Annotated in this window: 12 protein-coding genes; 10 read left to right on the top strand and 2 right to left on the bottom strand. The window is 51.5% G+C overall.

What is annotated here, in order from left to right; all coding sequences use genetic code 11:
• Positions 1-28: 28 nt before the first annotated feature.
• Genes ACFQ2I_RS13785 through ACFQ2I_RS13760 form a run of 6 tightly spaced genes read left to right on the top strand, consistent with a single transcriptional unit; the run spans position 29 to position 6,565 of the window.
• A complete protein-coding gene (locus ACFQ2I_RS13785) occupies positions 29-1,054 on the top strand; it encodes a Gfo/Idh/MocA family protein (RefSeq protein ID WP_377565047.1) in 1,026 nt (341 codons plus the stop codon).
• 3 nt (positions 1,055-1,057) lie between these two features.
• Positions 1,058-2,350 carry a hypothetical protein gene (locus ACFQ2I_RS13780; protein ID WP_377564962.1) on the top strand — a complete coding sequence of 431 codons (1,293 nt, stop codon included), beginning with the start codon at positions 1,058-1,060 and terminating at the stop codon, positions 2,348-2,350.
• 5 nt (positions 2,351-2,355) lie between these two features.
• Positions 2,356-3,294: a Gfo/Idh/MocA family protein gene (locus ACFQ2I_RS13775; RefSeq protein WP_377564961.1), complete on the top strand. Its 939-nt coding sequence runs from the start codon at positions 2,356-2,358 to the stop codon at positions 3,292-3,294.
• Between the two features lie 45 nt (positions 3,295-3,339).
• Positions 3,340-4,434, top strand: a complete 1,095-nt coding sequence (locus ACFQ2I_RS13770) for an alanine racemase (RefSeq protein ID WP_377564959.1) — start codon at positions 3,340-3,342, stop codon at positions 4,432-4,434.
• A gap of 21 nt (positions 4,435-4,455) precedes the next feature.
• Positions 4,456-5,823, top strand: a complete 1,368-nt coding sequence (locus tag ACFQ2I_RS13765; protein ID WP_377564957.1) for a M20/M25/M40 family metallo-hydrolase — start codon at positions 4,456-4,458, stop codon at positions 5,821-5,823.
• Positions 5,807-6,565 (top strand): SDR family NAD(P)-dependent oxidoreductase, encoded by a 759-nt coding sequence (locus ACFQ2I_RS13760; RefSeq protein WP_377564956.1) that lies wholly within the window; start codon positions 5,807-5,809, stop codon positions 6,563-6,565. The genes ACFQ2I_RS13765 and ACFQ2I_RS13760 overlap by 17 nt, the downstream gene beginning before the upstream one ends.
• 1,299 nt (positions 6,566-7,864) lie before the next feature.
• On the opposite strand, the gene ACFQ2I_RS13755 is transcribed toward ACFQ2I_RS13760, so the two are convergent.
• Positions 7,865-8,212, bottom strand: coding sequence for a hypothetical protein (locus ACFQ2I_RS13755; protein ID WP_377564954.1), 348 nt, complete (start codon positions 8,210-8,212; stop codon positions 7,865-7,867).
• A 328-nt stretch (positions 8,213-8,540) separates the two neighbouring features.
• Here ACFQ2I_RS13755 and ACFQ2I_RS13750 point away from each other — a divergent pair, with 328 nt between their 5' ends.
• A complete protein-coding gene (locus tag ACFQ2I_RS13750; protein ID WP_377564953.1) occupies positions 8,541-9,788 on the top strand; it encodes a TraB/GumN family protein in 1,248 nt (415 codons plus the stop codon).
• Between the two features lie 138 nt (positions 9,789-9,926).
• Here ACFQ2I_RS13750 and ACFQ2I_RS13745 read toward each other — a convergent pair whose 3' ends face one another.
• Positions 9,927-10,235 (bottom strand): thioredoxin family protein, encoded by a 309-nt coding sequence (locus ACFQ2I_RS13745; protein WP_377564952.1) that lies wholly within the window; start codon positions 10,233-10,235, stop codon positions 9,927-9,929.
• Positions 10,236-10,688: 453 nt separating this feature from the next.
• Here ACFQ2I_RS13745 and ACFQ2I_RS13740 point away from each other — a divergent pair, with 453 nt between their 5' ends.
• The 3 genes from ACFQ2I_RS13740 (at position 10,689) to ACFQ2I_RS13730 (ending at position 13,493) form a co-directional block, all read left to right on the top strand.
• Positions 10,689-11,489 carry a TerC family protein gene (locus ACFQ2I_RS13740; RefSeq protein ID WP_377564951.1) on the top strand — a complete coding sequence of 267 codons (801 nt, stop codon included), beginning with the start codon at positions 10,689-10,691 and terminating at the stop codon, positions 11,487-11,489.
• A 15-nt stretch (positions 11,490-11,504) separates the two neighbouring features.
• On the top strand, positions 11,505-12,092 hold the full coding sequence (locus tag ACFQ2I_RS13735) for a thymidine kinase (RefSeq protein WP_377564950.1): 588 nt from the start codon (positions 11,505-11,507) through the stop codon (positions 12,090-12,092).
• 219 nt (positions 12,093-12,311) lie between these two features.
• Complete coding sequence (locus tag ACFQ2I_RS13730; RefSeq protein ID WP_377564949.1) at positions 12,312-13,493, top strand: acyltransferase domain-containing protein; 1,182 nt, start codon at positions 12,312-12,314, stop codon at positions 13,491-13,493.
• The last annotated feature ends 88 nt before the right edge of the window (positions 13,494-13,581 follow it).

Genomic DNA, 13,581 nt, shown 5'->3' with positions numbered 1-13,581 from the left:
TGGAAAGGATGAGATGGCATTGAGTAGAATGGCAGAAAATAAGGGGAATATGTTCCGCGCGGGCATTATCGGCTGCGGCAGTCTTGGACGCACGCATGCACAGTGCATTGCGCAGCTGGAGGGAATGGAGCTCGTCGCTTATTGCGATGTGTATCAGGAGAGCGCCCGGGAGCTTCTGGATGAGTTCGGCGGGGAATATGCGACAAGTGATGCAGATCGCTTCTTCAACGACCCCGATATCGATGTTGTCTATATTACAACGATGCACGATACCCATGCGGACTTCTGCATTCGCGCCTTGGAGAGCGGCAAGCATGTGCTTGTGGAGAAGCCGCTGGCGATGAGCGTGGAGGATTGCGTGCGAATTGGAGAGGCCGTGAAGAAGACGGGGAAAACACTGTTCACGGCATTCAAAATGAGGTACTACGAGCTGCTGTGGAAGGCGAAAGAGCTGATCCCTTCTCCCATTCTGGTGACGATGCAAATGATGGATGACCGCTGGGGGGACGACATATGGCCGAATGATCCCGTAAAGGGCGGCGGCAATGTGATCAGCCAAGGCTGCCATTCCACGGATATTCTTCGCTTTGTAGCTGGAGGCGATCCTGTGGAGGTGTATGCTGTCGGGGGCAATTACTACCAGCCTTCAGGGGTGGTCGATAATTTGACGGCTGTCTATCGCTTCGATAACGGCGCGGGCGGGAACCTGGTGCAAGGTGATTGCGGATGCCCGCCGGTGACGAGCAAGTTCTTCATGCAAGTATTCGCCGAGGGCAAGAGCATTACCATCTCGGACCGGTTGACGACATTGACCTACAGAGAGGCTGGCGCGGAGCCGCAAGTGTTCCTTGGAACGGAGTCGGGATTCCTGGAGGAGAACAAGGCGTTCCTTCGCTGTCTGCAGGAGGGAACTCCCGCCACGATCGACCATGTGGACGGCTTGTATGCGACGTTGATGGTGCTGCAGGCGATCGCTTCGCTGAAGAGCGGGCAGCCGGAGCCGATCAAGTCCATCGTAGAGCAGAGCCTGTCGTTGCAGAAGGAAGGAGTCTAACCCATGAAGCTGGTGCAAGGGAGGCACGCCATCCAGCGCGAGCCGCTGCTGTCCCCATTCGGATTCAAGGGCGCTTATTTGACGGAGCTGTGGCAGTCCGTCGCCGGCTTACGGGATGAGCAGGGACGATTCGGCCTTGGGGTAGGTGTCCAGAGCGTACTGTGGTCGGATGCGGAACTATTCGTGAGATTTGGCGAGGCAGAGGGAAATGCGCTGATGGCGAATATGACGAAGCATGCGATCGGACTGAGCGAGGGCTTGTCATGCGATTCGCCGTTCCAGCTGCTGAATGCGCTCTATCCGCCCGTGTTGGCGTATGGGAAGGAACAAGCGGATCATGATGCAATGAGAAGCACCTTTGCACTCAATGCTCTGGTGGCGGTGGATCAAGCGGCGTGGAGTCTGTTCATGCAGGAGGAAGGCCATACGTTTGATGATTGGCTGAAGCAGCATTACGGCGCTATTCTCAATGAGCGCCAGGAGCAGCTGGCCAATGTGCCGCTCATTCCTTACGGCATGACGGAGGAGGGCATTGACGACATGCTTCGCGAGGGATACGGTCTGCTGAAAGTGAAAATAGGCGCCGATCCGGCCGGCGACGGCGATCGCGAGCGGATGTTGGAGTGGGATATGACACGATTGAAGAGCATTCATGAGCTGGCTTCCCGCTATGAGACGCCATATACGCACAGCGGCAAGATAGCTTATTACTTGGATGCCAATGGACGCTATGAGAACAAGGAGCAGCTGGAGCGCTTCATCGCCTATGCAGACCGCATTGGAGCGCTAGACGGGATTGTCCTGTTCGAGGAACCGTTCCCGGAGCAGGTGGAGACTGACTTGTCCGATCTGCCCGTCCGATTCGCGGCGGATGAGAGCGTTCATGAGGAAGCGGATGCGCGCGCCCGCATTGACATGGGGTATGGCGCTTTCGCCCTGAAGCCGGTAGCCAAGACGATGAGCATGAGCCTGAACATCGCGAAGCTGGCGCAGGAGGCAGGCGCAGCTTGCTTCTGTGCAGACCTGACGGCGAATCCCATGCTGACGGATTGGAACAAGAACCTGGCCTGCCGGCTTCCCTTGCTGCCAGAGCTGAAGGTAGGCATATTGGAATCGAACGGTCATCAGAATTATCGCAACTGGGAGACGATGAAGGGGTACCATCCCCGAGCGGGGGCTCCCTGGCTGGACAATAAGAGGGGCGTTTTCCGCCTGGATGAATCGTTCTACGCTGCGAGCGGAGGAGCGCTGGAGAGCAGTCCGCATTATGAATCTCTATTAATGGAAGGAAGATGAGGATAATGAAGTCGTTAACGATTGGTCTTGTTGATCTGGATACTTCCCATCCCGGAAGCTTCGTGCCTATTCTGCGCGACATGGGGCATCGCGTCACCGCCGTCTATGACACCGGAGAGGTGAATCCGCCCGGCTACGCTGCCCGATTCGCACAAGAGCATAGCATTGAGACCGCATGCGAGTCGCTGGACCAAATGGCGGAGCAAGTGGATGCGGTGTTCATCAGCAGCTGCAATTGGGATGTGCATGTCGACCGCGCCCGGCCTTTCATCGAGGCGGGAGTGGCAGTCTTTATCGATAAGCCCATGGCGGGCAACCGCAGGGATTTGATGCAATTGGTGGAATGGGAGAAGCAAGGCGCGACCATTACGGGAGGTTCTTCGCTTCGATACGTGCCGGAGGTGCGGGAATGGGCCGGCAAAATTGCGGCGGAGGATTGGGTATACGCCATGGCGGGCTGCGCTGTCGACGAGTTCAATTACGGTATTCATGCTTATACAATGCTTCAAGGTCTGCTGGGAGCGGGTATCCATGAAGTGCGGCATATCGGCACGACGGGACAGCATCAGATTGAGCTGACATGGCGCGACGGACGGCGCGGATTGCTGAACGTCGGCAAGACGAAGAGGTATCTGCCCTTCTATGCGAACGTCGTCGCCCAGCAGGAGGTCGGATATTTCCAGGTGGATTCGTCCCGCATATATTCTTCCATGCTGGAGGCTGTCTGCCCGTACTTAGCAGGAGAGGCGCCGGCGCCTATGGCGATGGAGCAGCTGGCAGAAGTTGAACTCTCAGCAATTGCCGCAAAAATTTCCATAGAAAAAGAAGGGAAACCGGTCAAGCTGGAAGAAGTCCCTATGGAGTACGCTGGCTACGACGGCAAGTCGTTCGCGAGCTACTACAAGGAAATGAAGTATCCATCGCTAAAAGCAGGAAAATCATGAGGTGATGGGTGTCCGACATCTTAAGAGGAAGGGAGGTTGAGAGAGATGGACATCAACAAGCTGGAAACGCCTGTCGTTCTTGTCGATCTGGAACGGCTGGATCGTAATCTGAGGCGTGCCGCCGACTCCGCGAAATCAGCCGGAGTAAAGCTTCGCCCCCACTTCAAGACGCATAAAAGCGTGGCGATTGCCAAGAAGCAGATAGAATATGGTGCCTGCGGCATGACGGTTGCGAAAATCGGCGAGGCGGAAATATTGGCTCGTGCAGGCATCAGGGATATTCTGATTGCCTTCCCGATTGTGGGAGAGACCAAGCTGCACAGGGTAGCAGAGCTGATCAAGAGCGGTGTGGCCATTACACTGAGTGTCGATAGTGTCGAGGTGGCGAGAGGAATCTCGCAGCTGGGCGAAAGTCTGGGCACAGCCATACCGCTTTACGTGGATGTGAATACCGGTCTGAACCGCTGCGGTCATGAGCCCGGCGCAGAGACGGCGGAGCTGGTGAAGCGCATAGCGGAACTGAAGGGGATTTCCGTTCAAGGGCTGATGACGCACGGCGGTCATTCCTACGGGCAGGCGACAGAGGAAGGGCTGAAGCAGGTGGCGGCAGAGGAAGTCGGCGGTCTATTGCGCTCCAAGGAGCTGCTGGAGCAAGCAGGCATCCATGTCCCCGAGATCAGCGTAGGCTCTACTCCGACATCGAAGTATATTGCGCTGCAGCACGGCGCGACGGAGACTCGACCCGGTGCATACGTATATGGCGACGGGGTCCAATTGTCTACTTCCATTATTGGCAAGGACGAACTGGCGATGACAGTAATGACGACAGTGGTAAGCACACCGCGGGACGGCACGGTCATCGTCGACGGAGGCTCCAAGACGTTCAGCTCCGATGTGAATCCTCATCGTCCAGGCTATGGGATATGGAAGGACAATGCGGAGGTGTACTTGGAGAGGCTGAGCGAGGAGCACGGCATTGTAAGAGTGCCTCCCGGCATGTCATTCGCTATCGGGGATAAGCTGGAGTTCATACCGAACCACTGCTGTACCGTATCCAATCTGCACAATGAGCTGCAAGGCGTGCGGTACGGCCAGGCGGCAGAGGTCATTCATGTCGATGCGCGGGGACAGATCCGGTAAGCGGGGAAAAGGAGGAGCGGCATGTCAGCAGTCAATGACGCGCAAGCAGCGGATCGTCTGTCCCGGCGGCAGGAGTGGTCGCGGCAGATTGAGAGCTGGGTGCGCAGCAATCAGGAGGAAGCGTTCAGGCTGGCATCAGAGCTTGTGCGCATACCGAGCGTGAATCATCCGCCGAAGGGGAACGAAGGGGATTATCAGCGTTTCTTTGCGGAGTGGATGGTGGATGCAGGCGCTATCGTGGACAGCTATGAGCTGTCGGAGGTGGCCGGCTTGACGGAGCATCGCGCTTATATGCCAGGGCGCGATTATGAGAACCGTCCCAATGTGGCGGGTTGTTTTTTCGGCAAAGGAGAGGGACGTTCACTGCTGTTCTCCGGTCATGCGGATACTGTGTATGAAGGAGATGAGAAGTGGTCCCATTCGCCGTTCTCTGGAACGGTGGCGGATGGCAAGCTGTATGGCAGAGGCTCCTATGATATGAAGGGCGGTATGGCTGCAGCGCTTATGGCGGTGAAATGTCTGTCCGATCTGGGGCTGCCTGTCGCGGGCAAAGTCTATATTGAAAGCGTTGTCGACGAAGAGCATGGCGGCGCCAACGGAAGCTTGGCCGCAAGATTGCGAGGGCCGCAAGCGGATATGGCGATCATTCCGGAGCCGTCCAATCTGAAGCTGTATCCCGCGCATATCGGAGGCGGCATATGGCGTGCGGTGTTCCAAGGGAAGAGCGGCATCGGATTCGCCGGCGAGGAGCTCGTAAGCGCATTGGAAGCGGCATTGGAATTCGCCAATATGCTTCGAGACTTCGGCGCATACCGCAAGCAGCATATGACAGTGCCGCATTGGTGGGAGGGCGGCCGGCTACCGGAAGTGACCTTGCTCACGATGTTCTCCGGCGACATTAACCGGCTTATCCAAGAGAAGCTTCCCGCAAGCGGAGCGTTGACGTTCTGGATCGAAGGCTTCCCGGGCACGACGGGTGAAGAGATCATGAGCGAGCTGCAGGCATTCTATGACGCACGCCGTGATCAATATCCGCTGCTGGATAAATGCTGGCCGGAGATTACGCCGCTTATTCGCTATCTGGAAGGCAGCGAGATGGAGCGAAGTGCGAAGTCGGACGAGTTCCTGAAGCTCGTCGGCAAGCTGGGAGAGAGTGTGCGCCAGCAAGCGATACCGGTGGAAGGCTCGCCGTTCGCCTGCGATGCGTTCATGTTCAATCTGTATAGCGATACGCCGGCGCTCGTACTGGGTCCGGGCGGAGCGAACGCCCATGCGGCGGATGAATATATGGATCTGGTATCCTATACGCAGTTGATTCAGTGGTATGCGGAGATTATTGTAGATTGGTGCGGTGTACAGGGAGGCGAAGCGCATGCGGCTGAAGGGTAAAGCGGCTATCGTAACCGGCAGCTCGCATGGCATCGGCAGGGCTATCGCGCTGCGCTTCGCGAGCGAAGGTGCGAAGGTCGCCATTGCCGATCTGGAGAAGGACGCGCTTGAGGAAGTGAAGGCGTTGATCGAGCAAGCAGGCGGGGAAGTGCTGAGCATCGGAGTCGATGTTCGGAGCACGGCTCAAATCGATGAGCTGATCGAAGGGGTCGAACAGCGCTGGGGCGGCATCGATGTACTGGTGAATTGCGCCGGCATTTGCTCACCGGCACCGTTCCTGGAGATGACGGAAGCGGATTGGGATCGGCATATGGACATTAATTTGAAGGGCGCATTCCTCGTCTCGCAGCGGGCGGCCAGAGTGATGGTGCGCAATGGGATACGCGGCGCCATTATTCAGATGTCCAGCGTCAACGGGATGGCGGCTGAGGGCGACCAAGCCCATTACAACGCAAGCAAAGGCGGCTTGAATCTGCTGATGATGTCTATGGCGCTGGATCTTGCCTCACATGGCATCAGGGTCAACTCGCTGTGTCCCGGCATGATCGCAACCAGGCTGACCAAGCCGATTGTAGACAACCCGGAGCTTCACCGCGAATATGTGAAGTCGATTCCGATGGGGATGATCGGTCAGCCGGAGGATATTGCCGACGCTGCACTGTTCTTGGCTAGCTCGGAATCGCGCTACATGACTGGCCAATGCCTCGTCGTCGACGGCGGGCAGTTGATGAAGCTATCTTAATGGATAGACTGATGGTATGCTGAATGGTAAGTGTGGTATATGAATGGTAGATAGGGCGTAAATGTGGTAGATAGATATCGTAGATAGTTCGTAGATAAATGTGGTATATGGATGGTATAAGACGCGAGTTCTTTTTTTGGATTAAGTCATCTGATGAGCTGATGATTTTACGGAAGATATACACTTATCGTTGCCTATTTTGAAGACTGACTCTTAACGGGTCAGTTTCTTTTTTTTGTTGCTTAGGAAATGATGCACTAGTCTGAGATGTGTGTGCAGGAGCGGATATATCGGTTGTCACAGAGGTTAATTGGCTTAGAATGAGCGAATTTGCAGGCTAACGGTTGTGCTCGCGCTTATGGAACCCGGAAAGTGCGATATCGGATGCCCCTGCGTGAAATAGGCTCTGTGGCCACCGTTAAAAGTAAAATTGGAGAGGCGGTAAGCTCAATGGCAACCGTTAGAGCATTGAACGAAGCGTCCGGAGAACGAACTGCAAAGCTAGTCACCGTCAGGGAGTTTTGTTCTATTGTCGTACGCAATTCCCTCCATATTCACTTTCCGCGCAAAAGTCGGTTCGGAAAATACTAATCGATTTTGCGTTTATTACCAATGATGGGACTTGTATACTATATATATTCATGTGTAATGCCTAGTAGTTCGATGGATTATCTATTAATTAATAATTTTACCGTCATTTTGATTGATAGTATGATTCATGCATAAAGGGAATAGGAGCGTATCGCATGACAAGAATGAGTAGGAGAAAGCGGATTAAATGGATTTCCAAAGTAACCGTATCTATGGCATTTAGCGCTTTAGTTGCACTGCGTTTTATCGAAAGCAAGTCTAATGGATTTTGGAACAGTTCGGACAGCAGGGACTAGGAGGAATAGTGTGGCGAAACAAATGTTAAAAATCTTGAAATCTTTATTTATTAAGATATCTGAAGAGATAATATGAGAACACTTTGTTAATGGATTTAGGAAGTTGTGTGGGATTACGGTGAATTGGAAAGTATCGAAACTAACAGTCTCTCTAGACACCGTTTAAGAGACTGTTTGTTTATAGAGTAATTGTAAAGAAACAGAGTATTTTATATATCTCTACTTGATCAATTGTTTGCGTCTTTTCTTTATTACATATTTTATTAAGTCTATGACAATGAATAAGATTAGTATTAAAACAGATTGAATCAGAGGTTTGATAAGACTGGAATCATCATAAATCAAATAAGCAGCCACAAAGTTGATTATGAAAATAGCAATGTAAGTGATCAAAATCGCCAATTTATTCACCCTAGAACCAAGGCTCTATAATTGAGGATTCTCGTTCATCAGTAGAGACATTTCCACCAGTACCATCAGAATTGGCTGTAACTCTTATTTCTTTTTTTATTTCATAGTCTCCAATGAATGTGCCGTTGTGGTCGAAAAAACCTTCTCCTAATTCGCGATAATAATATTTAATAAAAGTGTATAAATCCTCAGTCTCATCATTTATAAAATAATAAACAGCGTACCCCCCTACTGCTACTGCAAGAACCTCTCTCCAGGGCCCGTATATATTTTTTTGCCCAAGCAGCAAAAGCTGCTGAAAATGCTGCTTTAGTGGCTGCTGTGAATTTTTTTGAATGTGTTTGATCATATACTATCAGTTCTGAGTTTGATTCGGCTGCTGAAGCTAGTGGAATACTGGCTACCATCAAACTAATCACAAGCAGAAATTGAACTGCTTTTTTGTTTGTTTGAACTATAGAAGATAATTACTTCATCGTTCATCATTAAAGGATGGTGGTAAGAACTTTGGCTGTTTATTTGTCGATTTCTAGCAGTTTCGCATCTACCAGTTGACAGGAAAGTTGTTCCTTTTTATACTGTGTATATAGATATAAACAGTATATACACATGCATGACGTACATATCTATACTATAAGATCCTTGTATGGATCTATGACGAAGGAGAGCGGAGAAGGATGAAGAGAAAAATTTCGGCTTTATTGTTGACAATTGTAATGGTATTGACGTTTACTACTGGAGCGCAAGCGCAGCTGACGGAAGAAAAGCTGAAAGTATGGCTCAACGGAGTGGAGCTTGAAGAAGGTGATGGCTCGGCGCTCGTGCGAGAAGAAGTGGCCTATGTCCCGATCAGGCTTTATCTGGAAGGGTTAGGTTTCGAGATCGCATGGGACAGTGAGACGAGAACGGCAACTGCCAGTATGGATGATGTATCCATTGCCTTCCCTATTGATACCGCACAAGTCGTTGTCAATGGACAAGAGGTGGAACTCGGCAGCGCGTTGTTTATTCAATCCGGTACGGCTTATGCACCTGCCGAATTCATGGCATTGGTAACCGGACATAAGCTGGAGCTGAAGACGGAAGAAGGAGTTCTTTATTTTGTCCTCGAGACACCTAGCCACGGCTTTATGTGGAAGGTACAGAAGGGAGAAGCAGAGGTATACCTGCTTGGCTCCATCCACCTGGGCGACGAGGACATGTATCCACTGCGTCCCGTGATCGAGGAGGCATTCGCCAATTCCGATATTCTGGTTACGGAGATCGATATGACGAAGATCAATACAGAAGAGGTTGCCGCATTGAACGCAGAACTTAGCGAATACAGCGACGGCACCATTTTGTCTGATCATATTTCCGAAGATACGTATGCCAAGCTGCAAGAACTGCTGGAACAGCTCGAAATTCCGGTTACAACGTTCGATCCGTTCAAGCCATGGGCGATTCAGACCGGTCTTGAAGCAGTCAAAATGCAAATGGAAGGCTATAATGCGGCATTCGGCATTGATCAGTATTTCACAGGTCAGGCAGTAGTTCGGGAAATGCCGATTCAAGAGCTTGAATCAATTGAGTCGCAACTCACAATGTTGAGCGGATTTTCCGAGGAATTGTCAGAATCCATGCTTCTGCAATCCATCAATCACTTCTTCGACGAAGAAGCCAGCGTTAGCGTCTTGCTTGATATGTGGAAGAATGGAGACAGCGAAACGTTGCTGAAGCTGGTGAACGACATGAAGCTGGTCGAAGAGTACTATCAAGCTATGCTGGTGGATCGGAATGAAGTAATGACGGACAAGGTCATCTCCTACCTGAATGATGAAGAGCAGCAGGATTACTTCGTTATCGCAGGTGCACTGCATATGCTGGGTGAGCACGGCATCGTGACGATGCTGGAGGAGCAAGGCTATGAGGTTATCGAGCAGTAAGCAGGTATAAGGCAATACACAAGATAGTATTTCTTTACTGTAATGAATGACATGATTGACCGCGTGCTTCATAGCCGCGGTTTTTGTCTATAACAGGAAGGCCTCATGATTGCGGAGCGAGGACGGTTGCGATAGTTGTTAACGCAGCAGCTTGTAGATATGGTCAACGGACTGCATAGCGTAAGTCCGCGATTCGACCTTCCCGTTCTGCAGCACAACAAGGCAAGGGATGCTGGAAATTTGCCATAACTCGCGATAGCGGGGAGCGAAGTTGATATTGATTTTATAGATAGGATAAGTGACATTCGCCGCTTGGACAACTTCCAGCATTCGCTCCGCCACTTTACAGGTGCCGCAGAGGGGAGTTGAGAATAGGATAGCTGCTTTGCCGATATCCACTTGACTAAGCTGCTCACATTTTTCTTCGTTAATTTCTTGTAATGACATGACCTCGATTCCTTTCTTGCCGATCGAACGGATTAGATTAGATTTGAATACATTAGTTGATCAATTGACCATTATCATAACATAATCTCATTGAATCGTGTGCGGATTCAGATAATCTGTAGTTAACAAGTACAGGCATAGTGACAGCGGTGCAAAAAGGTGGCTACAGCAAACGAAAAAAAAATTTTAAAAAAAGCGAAACTTTTTTGAGAGCGCAACGTTAGAAATAGTTAAGCAACGTGATCGTTTAATCTCATATAACGTAAAAAACTCCAAAGGGGAGTAGCTTATACGATAAAGTCGTCATTTCGGGAAATGTCATTTCCCCGGCTTTATTGGCAACGTCGACATGACGACATTGTTAGCAAGACCTTTGCCAGTTGTTTTGGCAAAGGTCTTTTTGCGTTTAAAGGGGGACGAGGCAGCGTTGTATAGAAACGGGGGGAATGTTGAATGGATTTCGGATTATTATTGGAATACGGTTGGGTGCTAATCGTATTAATTGCGCTGGAGGGGCTGCTGGCTGCGGATAATGCGCTGGTGCTGGCGATTATGGTTAAGCATCTACCCGATGAGCAAAGAAAAAAGGCGCTGTTTTACGGTCTGGCAGGTGCCTTTGTCTTCCGCTTCGCATCGCTGTTCGCGATCTCGTTCCTGGTCGATATATGGCAAGTGCAAGCGATTGGCGCCATCTATCTGCTATTCATCGCAGCGAATCATATCTTCCGCAAGCTAATTATCAAGAAGGGTGAGGAAGAGGCCGGCGTCAAGAAGAGCGATGCGAAGAAGGGAAGCAGCTTTTGGATGACGGTATTCAAGGTTGAAGTAGCGGATATCGCCTTCGCCGTAGACTCCATACTTGCAGCCGTAGCGCTGGCAGTAGCACTTCCGACGACGAACCTGCCGAATATCGGCGGTATGGACGGCGGTCACTTCATCGTGATCTTCCTGGGTGGATTCATCGGATTGCTCATTATGCGGTTCGCGGCCACTGTATTCGTAAAGCTGCTGGAGCGTAAGCCTGGACTGGAGATAGCGGCATTCTTCATCGTTGGCTGGGTTGGCGTGAAGCTTGGCGTGCATACACTGGCGCATCCGTCCCTGCATGTCATTCCGCACGACTTTGCGGAGTCGACGGGGTGGAAAGTGACCTTCTATGCCGTGCTTGTCATCATCGCGGTATGCGGCTGGATATTCTCCAGCGATAAGGAAAAGGAAGCCGCGAAGGAGTACAATAGAGCCACGCCTATGTAATGAGGAGAGATGAATGTGGCGCAGCTGTATTACAAGTATGGCACGATGAATAGCGGCAAGTCCTTCGAGATTATAAAGGTCGCTCACAATTATGAGGAGCAAGGCAAGCCGGTACTTATTTTTTCTCCTGCAGTAAGCGCGAGAGAGAGCGCGCAGCAGATCGGGTCTCGTGCAGGCTTTCAGCGGAAGGCGATTCCCGTATATGACGAGACCGATCTGTTCCGCAGCGTCAGCTCCCGCATCGCCGAAGCCGGGGTGAAGAGCATCTATTGCGTGCTGGTAGATGAAGCGCAATTTCTCAGCAAGCGGCATGTGCTGCAGCTAACTCGCGTTGTGGACGAGCTTACCATACCCGTTATGGCATTCGGTTTGAAGAATGACTTCCAGAATCGCTTGTTCGAAGGCAGCTACTACTTGCTGGCACAGGCTGACAAAATAGAAGAAATCAAGACGATCTGCTGGTATTGCGACCGTAAAGCGACGATGGTGCTTCGCTACCGCGACGGTGTGCCGGTCAATACCGGCGACCAGATCCAGATCGGCGGCAACGAGGATTACAAGCCGGTGTGCAGGCGCTGTTATAACGCAGCATTCCAGGCGTAATCTTCTGCACATACCTATCAATAAGTTATATAAAGGTTGAATGAAAAGACCTCGCAGCTCCTGCCATCTCGGAGTGCGGGGTCTTTTATATGAGCTGCATGCTTGTACAGCTTCCGATAATTGAATCGTAATGGTTTGGTTTGTCGGAAGGAGAGAAGGAGACGGGCTGCATCGCCTAGAAATGGTAACGCACAGTATTATTCTGGAGGAGAGAGTGCCATGAATGCAAAAGCCGTGTTCCACAATCACAACAACTGCTTGGACGATATATACATAGCGGAGGCCGCTTCATTCCTGCAGTTGGATAGCCAGATCGCTGAGGCATTCCGTGATGCGGCGGCGATCGTACGTGAAGATGCGACGCTGCTAGCGATAGTTGCAGCTGTTGCGCAGAGGCTTGAAGCGGCACCGATGGAGGACTTTGACCGCATTTCCGACTATATTGGTGAGCAACTGCGTAAGCACAGTCAGCATGCTAACCATATGATGGGCAGCAAGGATGGCATGCTCGCTGCTTTGCTGCTCCTTCAAATGATGCCATGGACCTATCGGTATTATCGCAAGCTGACCATTCCTGACGCTATCTTCGTGCATACGATGAGCGATCTTTCGATATGGATGGTTCATCATTATCGTGAGCACGGAGAATGGGGCGTCAGCAATCTGGGCTGGCTGTTCAATCATCTCGGGGGCAGGCTGTTCCGGCTGGGACGATTGCAATTCAAGCTAAGCCGATTCCCGTATGCCGCTGTTGTGTTCCGTCATATGCACGATGGCCGCCTGTTGGCATTGTCCGAAGGCGGTGTGAGTTATCGCATGGATGGCCGGGTAGATGGCACGAACGGCATTTATGAAGAGGATCGGTTCAAGCGTATTGCCCGGTTCCAGGCAGAGGATGAAGGCTTCACCGGTCTTCCGATCAACGGAGAAGGACTGGCGCACGACGAAGAAGCATACTTGTCGGCCAGTGAGTGGAAGCCGGTGCTGCGCCGGGGCGATTGCGCACTGGAAGTGCATATTGCGGAGGGAAGCAAGCTGGATCATGAGTTGTGCCGAGCGTCCATGGAAGAGGCCATTTCGTTCTATAGCACGTATTTCCCGGAGCAGCCGTTCCACGTGTTCGTCTGCACCTCTTGGCTGCTAGACGCGCAATTGCAGGCGATATTGCCAGCCCAATCCAACATAGTCAAGTTCCAGAGAGACTTTCACCTGCTGCCCGTGAAGTCTGACGAGAGGGAGACGTATGAAAGGGTGTTCGGAAGCGGTACGCTGGATATAACGAAGGATCAAGGGGATACGAGTTTAAGGAGAGCGATTATTGCCCATGTCGAGAGCGGACGTCGATTGCATGGCGGAGGAGGATTTATTCTCCGTGATGAGCTGGGCTCTTATGCGAAGTGAGGGGAACGACAGGTACAACGCTTGATGCACTCCTATGTTCCGTCGCTATCGATAGCAGGTCAGTCGGAGGGCTGACCTGTTTTCCTGT

Source organism: Paenibacillus chungangensis, assembly GCF_042675905.1.
Lineage (GTDB): Bacteria > Bacillota > Bacilli > Paenibacillales > Paenibacillaceae > Pristimantibacillus > Pristimantibacillus chungangensis.
This window is presented reverse-complemented; position numbering and strand designations above follow the sequence as displayed.

Coding starts and splice junctions, on each gene's coding strand:
- ACFQ2I_RS13750 (WP_377564953.1), top strand. CDS start 8,541: ATGAAGAGAAAAATTTCGGCTTTATTGTTGACAATTGTAATGGTATTG.
- ACFQ2I_RS13730 (WP_377564949.1), top strand. CDS start 12,312: ATGAATGCAAAAGCCGTGTTCCACAATCACAACAACTGCTTGGACGAT.
- ACFQ2I_RS13770 (WP_377564959.1), top strand. CDS start 3,340: ATGGACATCAACAAGCTGGAAACGCCTGTCGTTCTTGTCGATCTGGAA.
- ACFQ2I_RS13745 (WP_377564952.1), bottom strand. CDS start 10,235: ATGTCATTACAAGAAATTAACGAAGAAAAATGTGAGCAGCTTAGTCAA.
- ACFQ2I_RS13740 (WP_377564951.1), top strand. CDS start 10,689: ATGGATTTCGGATTATTATTGGAATACGGTTGGGTGCTAATCGTATTA.
- ACFQ2I_RS13780 (WP_377564962.1), top strand. CDS start 1,058: ATGAAGCTGGTGCAAGGGAGGCACGCCATCCAGCGCGAGCCGCTGCTG.
- ACFQ2I_RS13785 (WP_377565047.1), top strand. CDS start 29: ATGGCAGAAAATAAGGGGAATATGTTCCGCGCGGGCATTATCGGCTGC.
- ACFQ2I_RS13760 (WP_377564956.1), top strand. CDS start 5,807: ATGCGGCTGAAGGGTAAAGCGGCTATCGTAACCGGCAGCTCGCATGGC.
- ACFQ2I_RS13755 (WP_377564954.1), bottom strand. CDS start 8,212: ATGATCAAACACATTCAAAAAAATTCACAGCAGCCACTAAAGCAGCAT.
- ACFQ2I_RS13775 (WP_377564961.1), top strand. CDS start 2,356: ATGAAGTCGTTAACGATTGGTCTTGTTGATCTGGATACTTCCCATCCC.
- ACFQ2I_RS13765 (WP_377564957.1), top strand. CDS start 4,456: ATGTCAGCAGTCAATGACGCGCAAGCAGCGGATCGTCTGTCCCGGCGG.